Raw genomic sequence first — 22,367 nt, forward strand, 5'->3', positions numbered from 1 at the left:
GTCAGAAGCCGAAGCTCGGACCGCGCTTCTTCGCGCTGCCGGGCCGTCCGGCGCCACCGACGATGACCTCGGCGCCGGCATCCAGCCCCGCGATCACTTCGGTCGAGCCGCCATCGGTCGCACCGATACGAATGGTGACGCCCTGCGGCTCGCCGTCGCGGCCGACGATGAAGACCCGGCCGGATTGAGCCGTCCCCTGACCCGCACCCACCGCCTGCCGCTTCACGATCTCGTCGAAGGCGGACTTCTGCTCGGGCGTCAGGATGCTCGCGATGCGCTGCTCCAGCTCGCGACGCGCGGCGAGGATGCGCTCGCGCCGCGCATTCTGGTCGCTGTCGCCGGCGCCCGCCATGAAGGTCTTGCGCATGTCGCCGAACGCGGCTTCGATCTCGCGCAGTTGGTCGGCACCGGGCTTGATCTCGGCCTTGATCGCCTCGAGGAATTCCCCGCTGTTTCCACCGCTGGCGCGGCGCGGCGCTCCGGCCGGCGCACCAGCCGGCGCACCCGGTGCGGCGGCGTTCCTGACCAGCGGCTGCTCCGCAAGCGACGGCGGCCTCCAGCGCAATGCCGCGTTCGGGATCCGCACCACGTCTTCGCGCCGCTCGGTCTCGACCCGCAGGTTGGCGGTCATCCCCGGCAGCAATTCACGCCGCGGATTCTCGATCGAGATGATGGTGGTGTAGATCACCACATTCTGCACATTCTGCGAGCCAAGCCGCACCTGCTTGACGGTGCCGTCGAAGGTGCGGCCCGGAAACGCATTGACGGTAAAGGTCACGCGCTGGCCCGGCTTGATGCGGCCGATATCGGTCTCGTCGATATTGGCGGAAATCTCCATCTTGCGGAGATCGTCGGCGATGCGGAACAGTTCGGGCGCCTGCAGCGACGCCGCGACCGTTGCGCCGAGTTCGACATTACGCTGCACGATCACGCCGTTGACCGGCGACTTGATTTCCGAATTCGAGAGATCGACCTCGATCTGCCGCACCGCCGCCTCACGCTGCTGGCCCTGCGCGGTGACCGCGGCGAGATTGGCTTTCGCCACCTGCAGATCGGCGGCAAGGCCGAGCAGCGCCGCCTTTGCCGAATTGACCTGGGCACGCGCGGAGGCGAGCGCCGCTTCCTGCGCGTCGCGGGTGGCGCGTGCGGTATCGACAGCGGCGTCGGCGGCGAAGCCGCGCGTGCGCAGGTCGCTCTGGCGCTTGTAGATGCGGTCGGCATCGGCCAGCAGCGCCTCGTTGCGCGTGACCTGCGCCTCCATGTCGACCTGAGCCGCGCGCGCCTTCTCGGTCTCGGCCTTGACCTTTTCGATCTGGCCCTCGGTCACCATCCGCTGCGCGCGCATCTGCGCGAGATCGGCGCGCGCTGCATCGAGCCGTGCCCGGATCTGATCCTGATTGAGCCGCGCCACCACCTGGCCGGCTTTCACTTCGGAATTGTAGTCGGCGAGAATCTCGACCACCTGCCCGGACAATTGCGAGCCGACGATCACCGTCGTGGTCGGGTTGATGGTGCCGGTGGCGCTGACGGTGGCGACGATCTCGCCGCGTTCGGCCTTGGCGGTGCGGTAGCTGCCTTCCGCCGGCGCGACATTCCAGCCGGGCACGAAATAGAGCGCGGCGCCGCCGAGCGCGGCCAGCACCAGAACGATCGTCGGCAACTTGCGCATCTTCGTCTACCCCGGGGAACCAGATGTAGTGCTCGACCCGCGCGTCGTCACCTTACGTTTTCGATAGCCTGCGGACACAATTGGACACAAAATCGCCAACCGCGTCCACATCGGCGGCGATGCCGGCCACGCTCATTTCTCGCGCGCGGCAATGAATCGTGCGGTTTCGCGCAGGATCGCGCCGCGCTCGCCGAACGGCGCCAGGGCCGCCTCCGCGTCCGCCACCACGCCCGCGAGCCGCTTCCGCGCGGCCTCGATGCCGAGCACCGAAACCAGCGTGGCCTTACCGACCGCAGCATCCTTGCCGGTCGCCTTGCCGACGGTCGCGGCATCGCCTTCGACATCGAGGAGGTCGTCGGCAATCTGGAAGGCTGTGCCGACCGCGCGGCCGTATGCCGACAGCGCGCGAAGCTGCTCCGCCGATGCGCCGCCGAGAATGCCGCCGGCGATGCAGGCGAAGTGCAGCAGCGCGCCGGTCTTCATCGCCTGCATGGTGATGATGAATGTCTCTTCGCCCGCGGGCATCGCACCGAACCGGCCCTCCGCAGCGAGATCGAGCATCTGTCCGCCCGCCATGCCGCCGAGCCCCGACCCGCGCGCCAGTTCGCGCACCAGCGCGATCCGCACCGCCGGATCGGGATGGGTTTCGTCACGCGAGAGAATGTCGAAGGCAAAGGTGAGCAGCGAGTCGCCGGCAAGGATCGCGGTGGCGTCGTCGTAGGCGCGATGCAGCGTCGGCCGGCCGCGCCGCAGATCGTCATTGTCCATCGACGGCAGGTCGTCATGGACCAGTGAATAGCAATGGACGCATTCGAGCGCGGCGCCCGCCATCAACCCGCGCTGGCGGGGAACATCGAACAGGGCCGCGCTTTCCACGACCAGGAAGGGCCGCAGCCGTTTGCCGCCGCCGAGGCTGGAATAGCGCATCGCATCGAGCAGGCGCTGCGGGCGTTCGATCTCACCCGAAGCAGGTTGCGTCGACAGCAGCGTGCCGAGCAGATCTTCGGTTTCGGACGCGGCGGCATCGAGTGCGTTGGTAAAGCTGGTTTTCATATTCGCCATATTCGCGGCACAGCGCCGCATTCCTTGTCTTGTCACGTTAACGGAGAGTCTCTACGGGGGACTGTCTGCCGGGGCCCGGTTTAATGACCTTATTGCAGCAACGATGGACGGGTTCCAGTCCGCGCCTCCGCCGCGCCGTGAAGGTCGCGGTGCTTGTGGTCCTCGCCGCCCTGCTGCTGCCCTATCTGCTGACACCGCTTTACCTTGTGGTGCGCCCGGTTTCCACGCTGATGGTCTGGCGCTATGTAACATTCCAGCCGGTGACGCGAATCTGGCGCCCGCTCGAGGATATCGCCCCGGTGCTGCCGCGCACCGTGATCGCGTCCGAGGATGGGCAATTCTGTAACCATCGCGGCATCGACTGGCGGAGCCTGCGCGACATCCTCAAGGAGGCAGAGGATCTGGAGGACCTGCGGGGCGGTTCGACCATCACCCAGCAGACCGCCAAGAACCTGTTCCTGTGGCAAGGCCGATCGTATGTCCGCAAGGCGCTGGAACTGCCGCTGGCGGTCTGGATGGACCTGATCCTGGGTAAACGCAGGGTCATGGAAATCTACCTCAACGTGGCCGAATGGGGCCCGAGCGGGCAGTTCGGGGCCGAAGCCGGCGCCCGCCGGGCCTTCAAGACCTCCGCGGCCGATCTGGACGCCCGTCAGGCGGCCCTGATGGCCGCCATGCTGCCCAATCCGAGACGCCGCGACGCCCAGAAGCCCGGACCTGCGGTGCGCCGGCTGGCCGGGATTTACCAGCGCCGGGCCAATAATGCTGGCCTCGACGCCTGCCTGAGACGGGCGCCCCGGGTGGTGAGGGCCGGAGGCCAAAAGCGCTAGCGCAAACGCCTCTATTCCTCTATAAGCCGCCGCAATCCATTACATCCGGTCCGGCAGGGTTCCCCTGAATGGGATGTCCCGGCCGGATTGTCTTTTTTTCGGGAGTTCCGCAAATGGCCGTTCCTAAACGAAAAACCTCGCCGTCGCGGCGCGGGATGCGCCGGTCCGCCGACGCCCTCAAGCAGCCCGCCTATGTCGAGGACAAGGACTCCGGTGAGTTCCGCCGCCCGCACCACCTCGACCTGAAGACCGGCATGTACAAGGGCCGGCAGGTGCTGAAGGTGAAGAGCGCCGAAGCCTGATCGACCGGTCCTGTGGGCGCGAAACCGGCGCCCGCATTGCTGATTGCGCCGTGGACGGGAAAGTCCCGGAGGACATGATCCATGTATCTCGTCGGCTTTCCTCTCCTGCTGGTTCCGCTCGCGATCTACAACATGATCGCGTTCCTGTTCAGCCTCGGCTTCAGCGACACGGCGTTCTCGATTCCGATGATGTCCGGCGCCACGCTCGGCGTCACCACCGGCGATCTGCTGATCATCCTGTCGATCCTGCTGCTGTTCATTGAAATCCTGAAAGCCACCCGCTTCGGCGTGAAGTCGATCGTCGACCACCTGTTGTCGTTCGTGGTGTTCGTCGCTGCCTTGCTCGAATTCATCATGGTGAAGCAGGCCGCGACCTCGACCTTCCTGATCTTTCTCGTGATCTGCGCCGTCGATGTGATCGGCGGCTTCTCGATCTCGATCCGCGCGGCCTCGCGCGACTATTCCGTCGATGGCCATCCTCCGATGGCGCATTGATTGGTGCCAACACCTCCGGCGCTGCTCCCATGACCCGTGATTTTCACCTGCCCGGCCGTTCGCCGGCCTATGCCACAGGCGGCATGGTCGCGACCTCGCACCCGCTCGCCTCGCTGACCGCGGTGGAGATCATGCGCGCTGGCGGCAATGCCGCCGATGCGGCGGTTGCCGCGATGGCGGTTGCCTGTGTCGGCGAGCCGCATATGACGGGCATCGGCGGCGACTGCTTCTGTCTGGTGGCGCGGCCCGGCCAGCCGGTCTGGGGCTATAACGGCTCCGGCCGCAGCGGCGCGGCGATGCGCGCCGAAACACTGATCGCGCAGGGGCTAAAGGACGTCGCGGTCGATTCGGTCCACGCCGTGACGGTGCCGGGCGCGATCGAGGCCTGGGACAAAATCATCAAGACGCATGGCCGTCTCAATCTGGGCCGCGTGCTGCAGCCGGCGATCGACGCGGCCGAAGCCGGCGTCGCGGTGCAGCCGCGGGTCGCGCTCGACTGGTCGCTGGCGGTCGCCAAGCTCAGCAAGCACGCGGCCACTGCGAGGCATCTACTGGTCGACGGACATGCGCCAAAGGCCGGCGATGTCGTGAGATTTCCGGCGCTGGCCCGCACGTTGCGGGCGCTGGCCAAGGACGGTGCCCGCGCCTTCTACGAGGGCGAGATCGCCGACGACATGGTGGCGACGCTTCAATCGCTCGGCGGAGTTCTGACCGCGGCGGATTTCGCGGCGCATCGCGGCGACGAGGTGACGCCGATCTCGACGAATTACCGCGGGCTCGATGTGGTCGAATTGCCGCCCAACGGGCAGGGCCTGGCGGCGCTGGTGATGCTGAATATCCTCGAGCGCTTCGACATGGGCGCGCTCGACGCCAATGGCGCGAAGCGGCTGCATCTCCTGATCGAAGCCAGCCGCCTCGCCTATGCGATGCGCAACACCAATATCGCAGACCCTGCTCTCATGACCGAGAGTGTCGACGCGCTGCTCGATCGCGGCTTCGCGGCAAAGCTCGCCGGCATGATCGATCCGGCGAAGCGCTCGTCCTTTCCGAAGGCGATCAAGCCGATGGGATCGACGGTGCTGGTCTGCGTGGTCGACAAGGACCGCAATGCGGTCACCATGATCAACTCGCTGTTCTCGGCCTTCGGCTCAGGCATCGCGACGGACAAGACCGGCATCCTGCTGCATCACCGCGGCTCGGGCTTCAATCTCACGCCGGGTCATCCGAATTGCATCGGGCCGTCGAAGCGTCCGCTGCATACGATCATTCCCGCTCTGGCCATGCGCGCCGGCCGTGTCGACATGGCATTCGGGGTGATGGGCGGTGCCTATCAGGCCATGGGGCATGCGCATGTCATCTCCAACGTCGTCGATCACGGCATGGATCTTCAGACCGCGATCGACTGGCCGCGCGTGTTCTTCGAGGGCGAGCGCGTCGAGGTGGAGAACGGCGTCAGCGATGACGTGATGCAGGCGATGCGTGCCATGGGTCATGACGTATCCCGCCGCGCGCTACCGCATGGCGGCGGCCAGGCCATCCGCATCGATTGGGACCGCGGGGTGCTGATCGGCGCATCCGATCCGCGCAAGGACGGTCTCGCGCTAGGCTATTAGCGCGACGCGGCGTCAGATCTTCTTCGACAACACGCGTCCGAGCTTCGACGGCTTCTTCGCGCTTTTGCGATAGCTCGCATTCGCGTCGGCGGGATCGGCCCGGCGCTTCTCGCGTTGCTGCGGCGCATCGAACTTGCTGGCAAAGACGTGGGCGAGGAACAGCGCATCGGCATAACGCGATGGCTTGCCCCTGGGCGCCGTTTGCTTCGGATTAACCACGGCAAGATCACGCGACCCGGTGCCAGCCGCCGCGTTGTCCGGGGCGGCATCGTCCGCGCGGGCGCTTGCAGCCTCGCTGGGGAGCGATAATGCGGGCGGACGTTTGATCCTGTCGGCGAACACGGGCCGCTCCTGCGTCAAACTGGGACATCGGCGTCCCCTGAACCTCCAACTCGCAAGGGCTATGCCGCAAGTCCTGTGCCGCAAAGCTGTCTGCCGCGAGCCCCATGCGACGAACGCCACACCGGCCCGGTTGTTCCTAGAATGCAACCGTCTGATTTTTCCGATTCTTTAGAGTTCGCTACTACTTTTCCGTTGTCATGGCGCCGCCCTGATCGTGACGCGCGCATCAACGAGGCCAATGTTGACCGGAGCAGCGAACAGGTCGCGCCCCATACCGGGTGAGCAGCAACGCGACGTTGCTGCCGGCGGCCTTCAATCAAGGGACACGCTGAACTGCGCTGCGATCCTACAGTCGGCGGGCGAAATTCCCTATGAATGGACACTCGATACTGACGCACTGATCTGGGGTGCGGGCGCAGCCCGCCTGTTCGGCCTGCACGACACTGCGCCGATCGCAACCGGCCGCGGCTTCGCCAAACTGCTCGACCCGGCCAACGACACCACCCCGTTCGACGCGATCATGCATTCGGCAAAGGCCGACATGGGCGCCGGAATTCCGTATCAGCTTCAATATGCAATCCGGTCCGATACGCGGTCACCCAAGCTGTGGATCGAGGATACCGGCCGCTGGTTCGCCGGTCCGGACGGCAAGCCATGCAAGGCGCATGGCATCATCCGCGCGATCAACGACCGTCACGAACGCGAACAGAAACTCACCTATCTGTCGCGCTTCGACGTCCTGTCCGGCGAGATCAATCGCTGGAACCTGACCGAGCAACTGGCCGAAGCGTTGCGCGAGGCATTGCTGTCACGAACCTGTTGCGGCTTTCTGCTGGTCGCCATCGACAATCTCGGGCGCATCAACCGGGCTTACGGATATGACGTGGCCGATGAGGTGATCGGCGTGATAGCCAAGCGCCTGCGCGGTCGCATGCGCGGCCTCGACGTCATCGGCCGCTTTTCCGGCAACAAGTTCGGCATCATTCTGAAGAACTGTACGCCGGACGAGATCGGCGTCGCCGCCGAACGCTTTCTGACCGCCATCCGCGACGACGTCGTGATGACCACGGCGGGTCCGGTCTCGGTCACCGGCACGATCGGTGGCGTGACCGCCCCGCGCCACGCCGCCACCGTCGACGAGGTTCTGGTGCGAGCGCAGGAAACGCTCGACCTCGCCAAGAACAGGCGGCCGGGTTCGTTTCTGTCCTATCAACCCAGCATCGAACGCGAGACCCAGCGGCGCGCGAATATCCGCGCTACCGACACGATCATCAATGCGCTGAACGAACGGCGCATCCTTATCGCCTACGAACCGGTGGTCGATGCGCAAACCCGGGAGGTGGCCTTTCACGAATGCCTGCTGCGCATCCGCCGGCCCGACGGCACGCTGGTGCCGGCCGCGGATATCATGCCGATCGCAGAGCCGCTCGGGCTCGCCCGCCTGCTCGATCAGCGCGTGCTGGAGCTTGTGGTCGCGGAGATGGTCGCGCATCCGGACTTTCGTGCGAGCCTCAACGTGTCGGCCTCGTCGACCATGGATCCGGATTGGTGGTCGCGGCTCGAGGCCTCATTGCGTATGCACGACAATGTCGCCGAGCGCCTGATCGTGGAGATCACGGAAACCACCGCCATCCACGACATCGACAACGCCCGCGGCTTCGTGCAGCGCGTGAAGGATCTCGGCGCGCGTATCGCGATCGACGATTTCGGCGCCGGATTTACCTCATTCCGCAATCTGCGCGAGCTCGGCGTCGACCTGATCAAGATCGACGGCGCCTTCGTGCAGAACCTGGCGCGGTCCGAAGACGATCGCACCTTCGTGCGCACCATGCTCGACCTCGCCCGCGGCCTGAAGCTGAAAACCGTCGCCGAATGGGTGCAGGACGAACAGTCGGCCGCCATTCTCGCGGCCTGGGGCTGCGACTATCTGCAGGGCGAACATATCGCGCTGGCGCGGCTCGACTGGTATCAAACGCGGCACGATCAGCCGACGCCGCGCCCGAACCAGGCGCGGTCGTGACCCGGCTCCGCTTAGCCGCTCAGCTCTTGTCGCTGATCTGGTCGATGCGCCGCTGCATCTCTTCGATCTGACGCTTGAGCGCGTCGATGTCTTCTGATGCGCCGGCTGTCTTTTCGGATTCGGCTTTGCCCTGATTGGCGGCGGCGCCGCCCCGGGCGAACGGCGTGAACATGGAAAACGCCTTTTCGAACATCTCCATGTTGCGCCGGACCTGATCCTCCATCGGACCGAAAGGACTGGCGCCGACGCCCACACCGAAGGCCTGCGCCATCTGCTGGCGCATCTTTTCCTGTTCCTTGGTGAAGGATTCCAGCGAGACCTCAAGATAGCGCGGCACCATCATCTGCATGGAATCGCCATAGAACCGGATCAGCTGGCGCAGGAAATTGATCGGCAGAAGGTTCTGACCTTCCTTGTTTTCCTGCTCGAAGATGATCTGGGCGAGCACCGAGCGGGTGATGTCCTCGGAGCTCTTGGCGTCGAAAACGACGAAATTTTCGCCGGCTTTCACCATGGTCGCCAGATCTTCCAGCGTCACATAGGTGCTGGTCCCGGTATTGTAGAGACGGCGGTTGGCGTATTTCTTGATCGTGATGGGATCGTCGGATTTTGCCATGATTTCGCTTGCGGGCGCCCGTTGACATGCGGAATAGGTTCCAAGACCTAAAGAGTAGGCGGTTTCAATCCACCTAGCCACCGTTTTATGCGGGTCAAATCCGGCCATATCGCATGGCCGGAGGTTTTGAGGGCTGAACGCGCCATGCTATGGCGATGCCTAACAGACAGGGAGCAACTTCATGCAGGACGACATCGTCATTGTGGGTGCCGCGCGCACGCCGGTCGGCGCCTTCAACGGAGCTTTCGCGAACCTGCCGGCGCATGAGCTCGGCAAGGTCGCCATCGAGGCGGCCTTGAAGCGCGCCGGAGTGGACGGAAAGGACGTCTCCGAGGTCATTATGGGACAGATCCTGACCGCGGGTCAGGGCCAGAACCCGGCGCGGCAGGCCTCGATCGCCGCCGGAATCCCGGTCGAAAGCCCGGCCTGGGGCGTTAACCAGCTGTGCGGCTCGGGATTGCGGGCGGTTGCGCTCGGCTACCAGGCCATCCTCAACGGCGATTCCGACATCGTGGTCGCCGGGGGCCAGGAATCCATGAGCATGGCGCCGCATTGCGCACATTTGCGCTCTGGCGTGAAGATGGGCGATTTCGCCATGGTCGACACCATGATCAAGGACGGCCTCTGGGACGCCTTCAATGGCTATCACATGGGGACCACCGCCGAGAACGTGGCCAAGCAATATCAGATCACCCGCCAGCAGCAGGACGAGTTCGCGGCCAGTTCGCAGAACAAGGCCGAAGCCGCCATGAAGGCCGGCAAGTTCAAGGACGAGATCGCGCCGGTCACGATCAAGACCCGCAAGGGCGATGTCGTGGTCGACACCGACGAATATCCGAAGGCCGGCGTGACCCCGGATTCGATCGGCAAGCTGCGCCCGGCCTTCGACAAGGAAGGCACCGTGACCGCAGCCAATGCCTCCGGCATCAACGACGGCGCCGCCGCCGTCGTGCTGATGAAGGCATCGCGGGCTAAGAAGGAAGGCCGGCCGATCCTCGCCCGCATCGCCTCCTGGGCGCATGCCGGCGTCGATCCCTCGATCATGGGGACCGGCCCGATCCCGGCGTCGCGCGCGGCGCTGGAAAAGGCCGGCTGGAAGGTCGGCGACCTCGACCTGATCGAGGCCAACGAGGCCTTCGCGGCCCAGGCCTGCGCGGTGAACAAGGAGCTCGGCCTCGACACCTCGAAGGTCAACGTCAATGGCGGCGCCATCGCCATCGGCCACCCGATCGGCGCCTCCGGCGCGCGGGTTCTGACCACGCTGCTGTACGAGATGCAGAAGCGCGATGCCAAGAAGGGCCTCGCCACGTTGTGCATCGGCGGCGGCATGGGGATCGCCATGTGCCTGGAGCGTCCGTAGGACGCGACGGGCACGAGCGGGACCATGTGCCTGGAGCGTCCGTAGGACGCAGCGCCCCGGCGCTTTTCGCCGCAGTTTGAGTTGCGTCATGGCCGGGGCTTGCCCCGGCCATTTACGTCTCTAGTGTAGGCGGTCCGGATCGGTCGTCCGGCCAAGAAACAGGGGGAACAGATGTCTCGGGTGGCACTGGTAACGGGGGGAACGCGCGGGATCGGCGAAGCGATCTGCAAGGCGCTGAAGGCGGCCGGCTACAAGGTCGCGGCGAGCTATGCCGGTAACGACGAAGCCGCCCAGAAATTCAAATCAGAAACCGGCATCCCGGTGTTCAAATGGGACGTGTCGAATTTCGAGGCCTGCGCCGCGGGCATCAAGCAGGTTGAAGCCGAACTCGGGCCGGTCGAGGTGCTGGTCAATAACGCCGGCATCACCAAGGACACGATGTTCCACCGCATGACCGCGGATCAATGGAATGCGGTGATCGGCACCAATCTCGGTTCGCTGTTCAACATGACGCGAAACGTCATCGAAGGCATGCGTGCGCGCAAGTTCGGCCGCATCGTCAATATTTCCTCGATCAACGGCCAGAAGGGCCAGATGGGCCAGGTCAATTATTCCGCCGCCAAGGCTGGCGAGATCGGCTTCACCAAGGCGCTCGCGCAGGAAGGCGCCAAGAGCGGCATCACCGTGAATGCGATCTGTCCCGGCTATATCGGCACCGAGATGGTGAAAGCCGTGCCGCAGGACGTGCTCGAGAAAAGCATCCTGCCGCATATCCCGATGGGACGGCTCGGCGAGCCGGAGGAAATCGCGCGCTGCGTGGTGTTCCTCGCCGCCGACGAATCCGGATTCATCACCGGATCGACGCTGTCGGCGAATGGCGGGCAGTATATGTCCTGACCGCCCGAACGCGGCGTGACGAGCGTGGCGTCAGTCGCGCTCGTTTCGCAGCGTCTTGCCGCTGGTGGCGTCGATATGCAGTTCGCGGCGCTCGCCGGCCTGCGTTCGGCCCTCGATCTCCCACTTGCCGTCGTCGAGCTCGATCTCGCGTATCATCGCCAGACCGGCATCGCGCGCGATCTTAGTGGCTTGTTCGACCGAAATGGCGGGTGCCTGCTGTGCAGAGGCCGCCCATCCCGCCGCGATGGCAACGAATCCGATCATGGCGATGGCGAGTGCCGGCTTCAGCATGACAGTCTCCTGGTATGGCTTGGTCAGGAAACTGAACTCGTCCCACACTGAATGTTTCCACAGGCGGGACAATCCGTCGCGCCGGCTGAGCACTGTGCCGCAACGGTGCGGCACATGGGCCATCGCGTGCCATTGAACCTTCGCTAAGCTTGCTGCGACTCACGCACATCAAGTGTGCCGGAGGCGCAGTCCATGTCCTATTCCTACGTCCTTCCGGGCGAGCGATCCTCGTCCGGACGAGCGAAGCGTTGGCTCCTGGCCTATCCGGTGGCGCAGGTCCTGTGCCTCGGCGCGGCTGCGGCCATTGGCGCATTGGGACGCAGCCTGAAGGACATCTCGCCAGACCTCGACGCCGCGACGGTGACATTCGCGACAGGCCTTGCGGTCGCCTGCGTCTATGGCCTGACCTTCGGATATCTGCGCGGCGGCCTGCTGCGCGAACAACTCGCACGCTTCTCGATGCTGTTGTGGTGCGGCGCGATCGCGGCGGTCAGCGTGTTCTTTCTCCCGCCGGCCCCGGAGGCGCTTCCCGGTCTCACCTCTGCCGTATCGAACCTGCAGACTGCCGCCCACACCGCGACGCCAATTCTGCTGTCCGGATTCGTTTATGGAATCGTCATCGGCGCTGCCGAGGCGCTGAGCCTGCGACGCGCGGCCTTCGGATTGTTCGGCTGGACCATGCTGTCCGGCTTCGCCTGGGGGATCGGGCATGTCGCAGCCACGGCTGCCGCCGCGTTCGCCGCACCGGTTGCCGTGACCGCGTTCCAGGCCGGCACCGTCCATGCCGCCTGCATGGTGTTGCAGGCATCGCTCGCCGGGCTGGTGATGCTGCCCGCTTTGCGGTTGCTGACGCCGCGGCTCAGCTATTACGGGCCGCGCGTCTACCGCTCGGCGCTGCGCACGCGCGGATAAACTTACCCTGGAGACCAGCCTTTCGGGGCGAGTTCGAAGCCGGAAAACTCAAAACCGGGTGCGACCGTGCAGCCGACCAGCGTCCAGTCGCCCAACGACTCGGCGGCCTGCCACGCATGCGTCGGCACGATGCCCTGCGGCCGCTCACCGGCCGCAAGATCGGACCCCAGGATGAGTGTGGTGCGCGTGCCGCTGTCGTGGATGTCGAGGCGGAGGGGTGCGCCGGCATGCCAGTGCCAGGTCTCGACGGCGTCCACCTTGTGCCAGTGCGAGCGCTCACCGCGCGCCAGCAGGAAATAGATCGCGGTCGAGTATGCGCGGCCGGTGTGATCGGTTCGGCTGTCGCGGAAGGTCTCGCAATAGTGCCCGCCCTCCGGATGCGGCTTGAGATCGAGCAGGCGAATGATGTCGGCGGCGGTGACGGACATGGGATCGGGCCCTCAATACGAGCGCGGCAAGCCGAGCACATGTTCGGCAATATAGGACAGGATCAGGTTGGTCGAGATCGGCGCCACCTGATACAGCCGCGTCTCACGAAACTTTCGCTCGACGTCATATTCCTCGGCGAAGCCGAAGCCCCCGAAGGTCTGCACGCACATGTCGGCGGCCCCCCATGATGCATCGGCCGCAAGCAATTTCGCCATGTTGGCCTCCTCGCCGACATCGGCGCCGCTTTCATAACGCTCGGCGGCCTCACGCACCATCAATTCGGCGGCGCGCATCTGCGCATAGGCACGCGCGATCGGAAACTGCACGCCCTGGTTCTGGCCGATCGGCCGGCCGAACACGTTGCGGTCTTTCGCATAGGCCGACGCCTTAGCAATGAACCATTTCGCGTCGCCGATGCATTCGGCCGCAATCAGGATGCGCTCGGCATTCATGCCGGACAGGATGTAGCGGAAGCCCCTGCCCTCCTCGCCGATCAGCGACGACGCCGGCACCCGCATGTTGTCGAAGAAAACTTCCGTGGTGGCGTGATTCATCATGGTGCGGATCGGGCGGATGTCGAGACCCTTTCCTTTCACAGCGCGCATGTCGACCAGCAACACGGAGAGGCCGTCGGTGCGTTTCTGCACCTGATCGCGCGGCGTGGTGCGCGCCAGCAGCAGCATCAGGTCGGAATATTCGGCGCGCGAGGTCCAGATTTTCTGGCCGTTGATGACGTACGCGTCGCCGTCCCGGGTCGCGGTGGTGCGCAGCGACAGCGTGTCCGTCCCCGAAGTCGGCTCGGTGACGCCGAAAGCCTGCAGCCGCAACTCGCCGCGCGCGATCGCCGGCAGATAATCGCGCTTCTGGGCGTCGCTGCCGTGACGCAGCACGGTGCCCATCGTGTACATCTGCGCGTGACAGGCCGCACCGTTGCAGCCGGACGCATGGATTTCTTCCATGATCACCGCCGCGGCGCGCATCGACAATCCGCTGCCGCCATATTGCTCCGGGATCAGCGCCGCGAGGAATCCGGCATTGGTCAGCGCGTCGACGAATGCGGTGGGATAAGTGCGCTCGCGATCGAGTACGCGCCAATATTCGCCGGGAAAATCGGCGCATAATGCGCGCACGCTGCTGCGGATCGCGGCAAGATCGTCGTCGTCGTCACGCATCAATCCACCTCCGCGCGGCCATTGTTGATCGCGACAGCATCGCGCTCGACCACACGCGCGCGGAAACTCACGACATCGCCGTCGCGCCACATCTCCGTGCGGACGGTCTCGCCGGGATAAACCGGCGCGGAGAAGCGCCCGGCGATGGACCTCAAGCGCGCGGGATCGTAATCGCAGACGCTGCGCAGGATTGCATGGCCCGCCACGCCGAAGGTGCCGAGCCCCTGCAGGATCGGCCGCTCGAAGCCTGCGGCACGCGCAACCGCCGGATCGGCATGCAGCGGGTTCACATCCGCCGACAGCCGATAGATCAGCGCCATTTCGGGGCGCGTTTGAAGATCGCAGATCAGGTCCGGCGCGCGGTTCGGGAGCGCATGAACCGGCGGCGATGGCCGCGTGCCACCACTGAAGCCGCCATCGGCACGGCAGAACACGGTCTGGCGAATGGTGGCGAGCGGTTCGCCGGTCGCCTTGTCGGAGATCGCGCGCTGCATCAACAACAACGCGCCCTTGCCCGCGCCCTTGTCGATGACGTCGAGGATGCGAAGGCGCGCGAGGATGGTGCCGGAGGTGGCGAGCGATCGGTGCAGGATGAGGTGCTCCTCGCCATGCACCGTCATTTCGAAATTCACGCCGGCATCGTTATCGCGCAGCAGGAATGGGTCGAAGCCGAGCACCACCGGAAAGGTCGGCAGCACCTTCAGGTTTTTTTCATAGACGAAGGGGAGTTCGCGCTCGTCGACCGGATCGTGCCCGAGGCCGACGCCAAGCGCGTAAAGCATGACGTCTTTTTCGGCGTAATGCTGCTCGATATCCGGCAGCTTCAGCGACAGAAGCCTTTCGGGATCGAGCGGCATCGCAAGGCCTGCAGGCGCGACAAGGCGCTAGTTCGCGCCGAGCCCAAGCCGCTTGATCAGTTCGCCCTTGAACTTGTAATCGGCGACGGTCTGATCGTGGAACTCTTTCCCTTCGAGATAAACAATCGGCGTGCCGGTATTGCCAGCAACTTTCAGCACGCCGTCAGACTTGACCGCGGTCGCGCAGGCCTTCTCGAGCGCGGCTTTCACCTCGGCCGGCAATCCCTTCGGCGCATACAGCCCGTTCTGTCCGGGCGGCACCGACGTCTTCACACCGAGTTCGCCCGCGGTCGGCACATCGGGATACGACGCGCTGCGCTTGCCTGCGAAGATCACAAGCGGACGGATCTGGTCGTTGCCACGGATCGACGACAGCGCCGGCGCGCCGAAATCGAGATCGCCCTTGATCAGCACCGGCAGCATTCCGGCATCGCCGCGGAACGGCAGATGCTGCACCTTGATCTTCATCGCATCGGCGAAATTCTCGACCGAGAGATGCGGAATCGAACCCAGGCCCGCATGGCCGAAATTCAGGCTCTTGTCCTTGGCGGCGGCCAGCAGATCCTGCGCGGTCTTGTAGGGCGAGTTCGGCCCCACGGCGATCGAGAACGGATTCTCGAACACCTGGCAGATATATTCGAACGATTCCGGATTGTAGCGGACGCCCTTGACGAGATAAGGCGCATTGGCAATCGGCGTCGAGGGACCGAAGCCGAGCGTGTAGCCATCCGGCGCCGCGGCCGCGAGCGCGCCGAAGCCGATGGTACCGCCGGCGCCGTCGCGGTTCTGCACGATGACGCTTTGCCCGAGCTGCTCGGCCAGCGACGCTGCGATGGAGCGGCCGATCAGGTCCACGCCGCCGCCGGCGGCGAAGGGAATGATGACCTCGATATTGCGGGAGGGATATTTCTGCGCGGGGGCCACGCCGGTCATCACCAGCAGGGCCGCTGCCGTTGACAGCATCGTCCTGATCATTGTCTCACTCCCGTTTCTCGTAAGGCTCGTATTCAGCTTGGGCGCTTGTATCCCTTCTCAGGCCGTGGTTTGCAAGCCTCGGAACGTTGAGGACAGGACATGCCGCGCCGCATCATCGATATCTCGATCCCGCTCGAAAGCGATGTCGCCAGCGATCCGCCGGTTGCGCTGCCGAAGATCCAGTATCTGCGGCATCATGAGACGATTGAGCGCATCCGCGGCTTCTTCCCCGGATTGCAGGCGGACGATCTGCCGGACGGCGCGGGCTGGGCCCTGGAGAAGGTCGAGATCACGACGCACAACGGCACCCATCTCGACGCGCCGTGGCATTACCATCCGACCATGGATCATGCGCTCGGCGCGCCCAAGCCGGCGATGACCATCGACCAGGTTCCGCTCGACTGGTGCCTGCAGCCGGGCGTGAAACTCGACTTCCGGCATTTCCCCGCAGGCTATGTGGTGACGGCGCAGGATGTCGAAGCGGAGCTGAAGCGCATCGGCCATACGCTGAAGCCGCTGGAAATCGTGCTGGTCAACACCGCGGCCGGCATGAAATACGGTCAGCCCGATTATGTCGATTCAGGCTGCGGCATGGGCCGCGACGCAACGCTTTATCTGACCGAGCGCGGCGTGCGTGTCACGGGCATCGATGGCTGGAGCTGGGACGCGCCATTCTCCTTCACCGCGCAGCGCTACGCGAAGGATCACGACGCATCGATCATCTGGGAGGGCCACAAGGCCGGCCGCGATATCGGCTATTGCCATATCGAGAAGCTGCACAATCTGGAAAGCCTTCCGGCGGACGGCTTCACGGTGTCGTGCTTCCCGGTCAAGGTGAAGGGCGGCTCGGCCGGCTGGACGCGAGCGGTGGCGATCCTGGAAGAGTGACAGCGACCTGAACGCATCCAAACAAGGGGATCATCGACTATGCCCGGCCTGATCGATATCCATGCGCACTTCCTGACCGAAAATTATCTGACCGCAATGCGCGCGGCCGGGATTGAAGACGTCGACGGCTTCCCGTTGCCGGACTGGTCGCCCGACAGCGCCCTCGCACTGATGGACCGGTGCGGGATCGATACCCAGATTCTGTCAATCTCCGCGCCGGGGATCGACTTCGTGACTGGCGAGGCGGCCCGCTCTTTGACGCGCGACATCAACGACGAACTGGCCGGCATTGTCGCGAGCCATCCGCGCCGCTTTCGCGGTTTTGGTTTGCTGCCGCTTCCCGATATCGACGCGGCGCTGCGGGAAACAGCCTACGTGCTCGATACCCTGAAATTCGACGGGATCGGCCTTTATACGAATTTCGGCGGGATTTATCCGGGCGACAGCCGTCTTGATCCGCTGTTTGACGAACTCGACCGCCGCAAGGCCGTGGTCTACGTGCACCCAGTCGCGCCGCCCGGTTTCGACATGTCGCAGTTGGGCTTCCCGGCGCCGACGGTCGAGTATCCGTTCGATACCACGCGGATGATTCTCAATCTGGTGTCATCCGGTACGCTGCGCCGGTTTCCCAACGTTCGCATGATCGTCTCGCATGGCGGCGGCACCTTGCCTCTTTTGGTGCCGCGCATCGCGCGGCACATGGTGCGGTTCGCACGCAGCCCGGTGACGGCACACGAGGTCATGGCCGATTTCCGGTCGCTTTATTTCGACGTCACCGCGGTATCGCATCCGCACGCGATCGACACCTTGCTTGCCATTGCGCCGCGCGATCACCTGCTCTACGGCAGCGATCATCCCTTCATGTTGCCAACGGTGATCCCGCAGGGCATCGACTTCCTTGCGAAATCGCCGAAGTTCGACGAAGCCACCCGGCGCGCGGTGTCCTACGAGAACGCGCAGCGACTGTTCCCCGGACTTGCAGCGGGGTAGCTTATTTTTGCGGGGCGAAGCCGATCTGCTTTACGACCGGTCGCCACACCGCCTGCTCGTTGCGCAGGAAGGCGGTCGTGTCGGCCAGTGACATCGGCCGCACCTGCGTCGCCATCGCACCGAGCTTGTCCTTCACGGACGGCGAGTCCAGAACGGCATTCAGGTCGCGATTGACCTGCTGCACGATCGCGTCCGGCGTACCGCGCGGCGCCACCAGCGCGAACCAGCCGGTCGCCTGGAAGCCCGGCAGCGTCTCGGCCACCGTCGGGATATTCGGAAAATTCTCCAGCCGCGTCAGCGAGGATACGGCCAGCGGCTTGAGTGAGCCGTTCTGGATCGATCCGAGCAGCGTCCCAAGACCCTCGACGATCACCGAGATTCGTCCACCGAGCAGATCCTGCAACCCAGCCGCCGCACCGGGATAGGGAATGTAGGTCATATCGATGCCGGCCTGCGATTTGATGCGCTCGGCAGTGAGATGCGGCAGGGTCCCGCGCGCATTGGCAGCAAAGTTCAACGTCCCTGCCTTCTCCTTGGAGAGCTTGACGAGATCGGCCAGCGAATTGACGTTCAACGATGGGGACACGGCGATCACAAAAGGCTGCTCGGCGAGCAAACCGAGCGGCACGAAATCGCCAAGCATATCGATCTTCAAGGTTGGAAACATCTCCGGCATCACGATGAAGGCCGACGCAGCCGGGACGTATAGCGTGTAACCGTCCGGCTCCGCCTGGATGGCCTGCTTAGCGGCTACGCTGCCGCCGGCACCGGTCGCATTGAGGATGACGATCTGCTGCTTCCAGCGCCGCGACAATTCGTCGGCGACGATGCGCGCCACGACATCCGGGCCGCTGGCCGGCGCTCCCTGCGTGATCATCTTCACGGGAGCGGAGGGATAGGTCTGTGCCTGCACTGCTGATGCTGGCGCAAGACCCAATGCGACACAAAAAAGGAGTTTTGGAGCGCAGCCACTCATGTCTTTCCTCCTGTGCTTGTCGGCGCGTGTGACGGGCCGCCTATCTTCCGGAGGCGGCCGCAGCGTTTATCTCCCCCACACCTCTTCGGCGACCTCGACGCAGAGCCGCAGCTTGGCCCATTGCTCGTCCTCGGCCAGCACGTTGCCTTCCTCGGTCGAGGCGAAGCCGCATTGCGGCGACAGGCAAAGCTGCTCGAGCGGCACCACCTTGGTCGCTTCCTCGATGCGCCTTTTGAGCAGGTCCTTGCTTTCCAGCGTGCCGGTCTTCGAAGTGACCAATCCGAGCACCACGCGCTTGTTGGCCTTCGGCAAAAATCGCAACGGCGCGAAATCGCCGGCGCGATCGGAATCGTATTCCAGGAAATAGCCGTCGATGCCGATCTTGTTGAACAGCACATCGGCCACCGGCTCGTAACCGCCGGACGACACGAAGGTCGAGCGGAAATTGCCGCGGCACAGATGCATCGCCGTGACCATGCCAGCCGGCTTGTCCTTCAGCGCGGAATTGATCATGTCGGCCCAGGCATCGGCGAGCCAGATCGGGTCCTCGCCGCGCGCCTGCAGCGCCGCGCGCCGTTCCTTGTCGCACAGATGCGCGTAAGACGTATCGTCGAGCTGCAGATAACGGCAGCCGGCATCGCCGAACGCCTTGATCGCCTTGCGATAGGCGAGCCCAAGATCGTGCAGCAAGTCTTCCGTCGACTTGTAGAGGCCGTCCTGAATAGGCTTCGGACCGACGCGATATTGCAGCACCGTCGGCGACGGCAGCGTCATCTTCGGCGTGACCTTGCAATTCGCCTCGAGGAATTCGAAATGATCGATCATCGGCGCGCCGGAATAACCGAGCTTGCCGGTGACGGCGATATCCTCCGGACGGGTCTCGACGCCGGCAAACTTGATGCCGTGCGCGGTCCGCACCAGTTCGGCGCCATCGAGCAGCTTGAAGAAATCGAACTGCCACCACGAGCGGCGGAATTCGCCGTCGGTCGCAAGCTTCAAGCCCACCTCTTCCTGCTTCCTGATGATCTTCCTGATTTCTTCATCTTCGACCGCTTTCAGTGCCGCGGCGTCGATCTCGCCCTTCTCGCGTTTCAATCGCGCTTCTTTCAACGGCGCGGTGCGCAGGAGCGAGCCGACGTGATCGGCGCGGAAGGGTGCAGTGGTGTTGGTCATTTTCAGGTCTCTCTTTTCGTACTCACACTTCGCCGCTCCTTACCTCTCCGCGCAATGCGGGGAGAGGTCGATTTGCGAGCGAAGCGATGCAAACCGGGTGAAGGGCCGGCTTAGTACCCATGCGAACTCGCCCCTCACCCGGCTCGCATACGCTCGCCACCCTCTCCCCGCTGACGCGGGGAGAGGGAAGCTGCGGCGCTAATTCCTACCCCAGACCTCGTCGGCGATCTCCACGATCAGCCGCAGCTTGGCCCATTGCTGCTCCTCGGTCAGCGTGTTGCCTTCCTCGGTCGAGGCGAAGCCGCATTGCGGCGACAGGCAGAGCTGATCGAGCGAGATGTATTTCGAGGCCTCGTCAATCCGGCGCTTGATGACATCCTTGCTCTCCAGTTCGCCGGTCTTGGTGGTGATCAGACCCAGCACCACGCGGCGATCCTTCGGCACCAGCCGCAACGGCTCGAAGCCGCCGGCGCGCTCGGTGTCGTATTCCATGAAATAGCCGTGCACCTTGATGCGGTCGAACAGCACCTCGGCCTCGGCGTCGTATCCGCCCGCCCCCATGAAGGTCGATTTGTAGTTGCCCCGGCACAGATGCATGGTGATCGTCATGTCGGAGGGGATATCCGACATCGCCGCGTTGATGAGATCGCCGTAGAGCGGCCCGAGCTTGTCCGGATCGTCACCGCGCTTTCTCATCTGCTCGCAATAATTCGGGTCGCACAGCATCGCGATGAACACCTCGTCGAGCTGCAGATAGCGGCAGCCGGCATCGGCGAAGCCGCGCACCGCCTTCTTGTAGGCATTGCCGAGATCGTGCCAGAACGTGTCCATGTCTGGATAGGCGCTCTTGTCGATGGGCGTTGCGACCGGCCTACCGTAGATCGCCGACGGCGACGGAATGGTGATCTTCGGCGTCTGCTTCGTGTGCGCCGCGACGAACTTGAAATGCTCGACCATCGCATGCGGGCCCGACATACCGAGCTTGCCGGTGACCGCCACGCCCTCGTTGCGTGTGTTGACCGCGGCGAACTTGATGCGGGTGTCCATCACATGCTTTTCGGCGCCGTCGAGGCCCCAGAGAAAATCGAGATGCCACCAGGAGCGGCGGAATTCTCCGTCGGTGATCGCCTTCAGCCCAACCTCTTCCTGCTTTTTGATGACGCGCTCGATCTCGCGATCCTCTATTTCCTTCAATTCACCGGCGCTGATCTCGCCTTTGGCGTGCTTGGTGCGCGCGTCATGGATCGCCTTCGGGCGCAGCAGGCTGCCGACATGGTCGGCACGGAAGGGGGGCTTGGTATCGTTCGTCATGTGAGGTTCCGCCCTATCGGTTTGCCGCTCGCTCCCGCGAAAGCGGGAACCCAGGGAGGCTTGTGAAGTAGCTCTGGGTCCCCGCTTCCGCGGGGACGAACGGAGAGATTGTTCTCAGCCCCCGGTCAATTCCTTGCGCACCATCTTCGTGCCATCGACCATCGCCTTCAGCTTCCCGAATGCCACCTGGCGCGGCAGATATTTCATGCCGCAATCGGGTGCGATCACGAGGCGCTCGGCCGGCACCACCTTGAGCGCGGCACGAATTCGGTCCGCGACGGTCTCCGGCCGCTCGACGACAAGATCGCCAAGGTCGATGACGCCGAGGATGATGGTCTTCGACGGCAGTTGCTTCAGCACATTGAGATCGAGCTTCGGCTGCGCCGCCTCGATCGAGACCTGATGCACGCCGCTATTTTCGAGTTCGCCCAGGAACGAATAGCCGGTCGGCTTTTCATGCACGACCTGCGCATAGCCGAAGCACAGATGGATCGCGATGGTGCCGGTCACTCCGTCGAGCGCGCGGGCCAGCGTCTTCAGCCCGTATTGCCGCGCCTTCTCGGGATGCTGCTGCATCCACGGCTCGTCGATCTGCACGATGTCGGCGCCGGCCGCGAACAGGTCCTTGATCTCTTCATTCACGGCAGCGGCGTAATCCATCGCCACCGCTTCCTCGTTTCCGTAGAAGTCGTCCTGCGCCTGCTTGCCCATGGTGAAGGGGCCGGGCACCGTCGCCTTGATCTTGCGATCGGTATTGGCGCGCAAAATCTTGACGTCGCGCACCTCAACCGGATGCATGCGCCTGATCTTGCCGGCGACACGCGGCACCGGAATGGTCTTGCCGGTGCGGTTGATGGTGGTGCCCGGCTTGTCGAGGTCGATGCCTTCGAGCGCGGTGGCGAAACGGTTGGAATAGCTCTCGCGGCGCTGCTCGCCGTCGCAGATGATATCGAGCCCGGCCCGCTCCTGGTCGCGGATCGCGAGCAGCGTGGCGTCGTCCTGCGCAGCCTCAAGGTGCTTTTCAGGGATAAGCCACAGGTCGTGCATGCGCACCCGCGGCACCTGCTTGGACAGCCGCTCGCGGTCGATCAGCCATTCGGGTTGGGGATAGGAGCCGACGAGACTTGTGGGCAGCAGCATCAAGACGATCCACCTTTTCTTGGACTTGCAGGCTTGGGTTCAGAAGA

23 protein-coding genes are annotated in these 22,367 nt (G+C 64.3%); 10 read left to right on the forward strand and 13 right to left on the reverse strand.

Translation table 11 applies throughout. The annotated features are described in order from the left end of the window. Position 1 precedes the first annotated feature (1 nt). Together AC5I5I_RS01950 and AC5I5I_RS01955 are read right to left on the reverse strand one after the other, a co-directional pair. On the reverse strand, positions 2–1,669 hold the full coding sequence (locus AC5I5I_RS01950) for an efflux RND transporter periplasmic adaptor subunit (protein WP_495969435.1): 1,668 nt from the start codon (positions 1,667–1,669) through the stop codon (positions 2–4). Between the two features lie 132 nt (positions 1,670–1,801). After that, positions 1,802–2,731 (reverse strand): polyprenyl synthetase family protein, encoded by a 930-nt coding sequence (locus tag AC5I5I_RS01955; RefSeq protein ID WP_495969436.1) that lies wholly within the window; start codon positions 2,729–2,731, stop codon positions 1,802–1,804. Positions 2,732–2,814: 83 nt separating this feature from the next. Here AC5I5I_RS01955 and mtgA point away from each other — a divergent pair, with 83 nt between their 5' ends. From mtgA to ggt, 4 genes are all read left to right on the forward strand, one after another. Next, entirely contained in the window at positions 2,815–3,561 is a 747-nt protein-coding gene (gene mtgA / locus AC5I5I_RS01960; protein ID WP_495969437.1) for a monofunctional biosynthetic peptidoglycan transglycosylase, read from the forward strand. A gap of 113 nt (positions 3,562–3,674) precedes the next feature. Beyond that, a complete protein-coding gene (rpmF, locus tag AC5I5I_RS01965; RefSeq protein WP_325706119.1) occupies positions 3,675–3,863 on the forward strand; it encodes a 50S ribosomal protein L32 in 189 nt (62 codons plus the stop codon). Positions 3,864–3,944: 81 nt separating this feature from the next. After that, complete coding sequence (locus tag AC5I5I_RS01970) at positions 3,945–4,358, forward strand: hypothetical protein (protein WP_495969438.1); 414 nt, start codon at positions 3,945–3,947, stop codon at positions 4,356–4,358. Positions 4,359–4,387: 29 nt separating this feature from the next. Continuing rightward, positions 4,388–5,971 carry a gamma-glutamyltransferase gene (ggt, locus tag AC5I5I_RS01975; protein WP_495969439.1) on the forward strand — a complete coding sequence of 528 codons (1,584 nt, stop codon included), beginning with the start codon at positions 4,388–4,390 and terminating at the stop codon, positions 5,969–5,971. A 12-nt stretch (positions 5,972–5,983) separates the two neighbouring features. Here ggt and AC5I5I_RS01980 read toward each other — a convergent pair whose 3' ends face one another. Beyond that, positions 5,984–6,313: a hypothetical protein gene (locus AC5I5I_RS01980; RefSeq protein WP_495969440.1), complete on the reverse strand. Its 330-nt coding sequence runs from the start codon at positions 6,311–6,313 to the stop codon at positions 5,984–5,986. Between the two features lie 241 nt (positions 6,314–6,554). Here AC5I5I_RS01980 and AC5I5I_RS01985 point away from each other — a divergent pair, with 241 nt between their 5' ends. After that, a complete protein-coding gene (locus tag AC5I5I_RS01985) occupies positions 6,555–8,333 on the forward strand; it encodes an EAL domain-containing protein (protein ID WP_495969441.1) in 1,779 nt (592 codons plus the stop codon). Positions 8,334–8,352: 19 nt separating this feature from the next. Here AC5I5I_RS01985 and phaR read toward each other — a convergent pair whose 3' ends face one another. Continuing rightward, positions 8,353–8,949 carry a polyhydroxyalkanoate synthesis repressor PhaR gene (phaR, locus tag AC5I5I_RS01990; RefSeq protein WP_495969442.1) on the reverse strand — a complete coding sequence of 199 codons (597 nt, stop codon included), beginning with the start codon at positions 8,947–8,949 and terminating at the stop codon, positions 8,353–8,355. 181 nt (positions 8,950–9,130) lie between these two features. Between phaR and AC5I5I_RS01995 the strand changes: the two genes are divergently transcribed. Next, positions 9,131–10,309 carry an acetyl-CoA C-acetyltransferase gene (locus AC5I5I_RS01995; protein ID WP_495969443.1) on the forward strand — a complete coding sequence of 393 codons (1,179 nt, stop codon included), beginning with the start codon at positions 9,131–9,133 and terminating at the stop codon, positions 10,307–10,309. 171 nt (positions 10,310–10,480) lie between these two features. Next, the gene (locus AC5I5I_RS02000) at positions 10,481–11,206 is read left to right on the forward strand and encodes a beta-ketoacyl-ACP reductase (RefSeq protein WP_495969444.1); all 726 of its coding nucleotides are present in this window, start codon (positions 10,481–10,483) and stop codon (positions 11,204–11,206) included. A gap of 30 nt (positions 11,207–11,236) precedes the next feature. On the opposite strand, the gene AC5I5I_RS02005 is transcribed toward AC5I5I_RS02000, so the two are convergent. Next, positions 11,237–11,497, reverse strand: coding sequence for a PepSY domain-containing protein (locus AC5I5I_RS02005; RefSeq protein WP_495758294.1), 261 nt, complete (start codon positions 11,495–11,497; stop codon positions 11,237–11,239). Positions 11,498–11,689: 192 nt separating this feature from the next. Between AC5I5I_RS02005 and AC5I5I_RS02010 the strand changes: the two genes are divergently transcribed. Further along, positions 11,690–12,409 (forward strand): hypothetical protein, encoded by a 720-nt coding sequence (locus AC5I5I_RS02010; RefSeq protein WP_495758295.1) that lies wholly within the window; start codon positions 11,690–11,692, stop codon positions 12,407–12,409. Between the two features lie 2 nt (positions 12,410–12,411). Here the strand turns inward: AC5I5I_RS02010 and AC5I5I_RS02015 are convergent, their stop codons facing one another. From AC5I5I_RS02015 to AC5I5I_RS02030, 4 genes are read right to left on the reverse strand one after another with little or no spacing between them, the layout of a single operon-like run. Next, positions 12,412–12,837: a cupin domain-containing protein gene (locus AC5I5I_RS02015; protein WP_495758296.1), complete on the reverse strand. Its 426-nt coding sequence runs from the start codon at positions 12,835–12,837 to the stop codon at positions 12,412–12,414. A gap of 12 nt (positions 12,838–12,849) precedes the next feature. After that, positions 12,850–14,010 (reverse strand): acyl-CoA dehydrogenase family protein, encoded by a 1,161-nt coding sequence (locus AC5I5I_RS02020; RefSeq protein WP_495969445.1) that lies wholly within the window; start codon positions 14,008–14,010, stop codon positions 12,850–12,852. Continuing rightward, positions 14,010–14,867 carry a MaoC/PaaZ C-terminal domain-containing protein gene (locus AC5I5I_RS02025; RefSeq protein WP_495969446.1) on the reverse strand — a complete coding sequence of 286 codons (858 nt, stop codon included), beginning with the start codon at positions 14,865–14,867 and terminating at the stop codon, positions 14,010–14,012. Before AC5I5I_RS02025 ends, AC5I5I_RS02020 begins: the two co-directional genes overlap by 1 nt. 27 nt (positions 14,868–14,894) lie before the next feature. Beyond that, positions 14,895–15,842: a Bug family tripartite tricarboxylate transporter substrate binding protein gene (locus AC5I5I_RS02030; RefSeq protein ID WP_495969447.1), complete on the reverse strand. Its 948-nt coding sequence runs from the start codon at positions 15,840–15,842 to the stop codon at positions 14,895–14,897. 99 nt (positions 15,843–15,941) lie between these two features. On the opposite strand from AC5I5I_RS02030, the gene AC5I5I_RS02035 reads away from it, so the two are divergent. Continuing rightward, positions 15,942–16,730: a cyclase family protein gene (locus AC5I5I_RS02035; protein ID WP_495969448.1), complete on the forward strand. Its 789-nt coding sequence runs from the start codon at positions 15,942–15,944 to the stop codon at positions 16,728–16,730. Between the two features lie 39 nt (positions 16,731–16,769). After that, complete coding sequence (locus AC5I5I_RS02040) at positions 16,770–17,720, forward strand: amidohydrolase family protein (protein WP_495969449.1); 951 nt, start codon at positions 16,770–16,772, stop codon at positions 17,718–17,720. Position 17,721: 1 nt separating this feature from the next. Here AC5I5I_RS02040 and AC5I5I_RS02045 read toward each other — a convergent pair whose 3' ends face one another. The 4 genes from AC5I5I_RS02045 to AC5I5I_RS02060 all read right to left on the reverse strand — a co-directional run bounded on the left by AC5I5I_RS02045 (position 17,722) and on the right by AC5I5I_RS02060 (position 22,320). Beyond that, positions 17,722–18,633 carry a Bug family tripartite tricarboxylate transporter substrate binding protein gene (locus AC5I5I_RS02045; protein WP_495969450.1) on the reverse strand — a complete coding sequence of 304 codons (912 nt, stop codon included), beginning with the start codon at positions 18,631–18,633 and terminating at the stop codon, positions 17,722–17,724. Between the two features lie 129 nt (positions 18,634–18,762). Further along, the gene (locus AC5I5I_RS02050; RefSeq protein ID WP_495969451.1) at positions 18,763–19,869 is read right to left on the reverse strand and encodes a 5-methyltetrahydropteroyltriglutamate--homocysteine S-methyltransferase; all 1,107 of its coding nucleotides are present in this window, start codon (positions 19,867–19,869) and stop codon (positions 18,763–18,765) included. A 198-nt stretch (positions 19,870–20,067) separates the two neighbouring features. After that, the gene (locus AC5I5I_RS02055) at positions 20,068–21,180 is read right to left on the reverse strand and encodes a 5-methyltetrahydropteroyltriglutamate--homocysteine S-methyltransferase (protein ID WP_495969452.1); all 1,113 of its coding nucleotides are present in this window, start codon (positions 21,178–21,180) and stop codon (positions 20,068–20,070) included. A 114-nt stretch (positions 21,181–21,294) separates the two neighbouring features. After that, a complete protein-coding gene (locus tag AC5I5I_RS02060; RefSeq protein WP_495969453.1) occupies positions 21,295–22,320 on the reverse strand; it encodes a uroporphyrinogen decarboxylase family protein in 1,026 nt (341 codons plus the stop codon). Positions 22,321–22,367 lie beyond the last annotated feature (47 nt).

This window comes from Pseudorhodoplanes sp., from assembly GCF_059499825.1.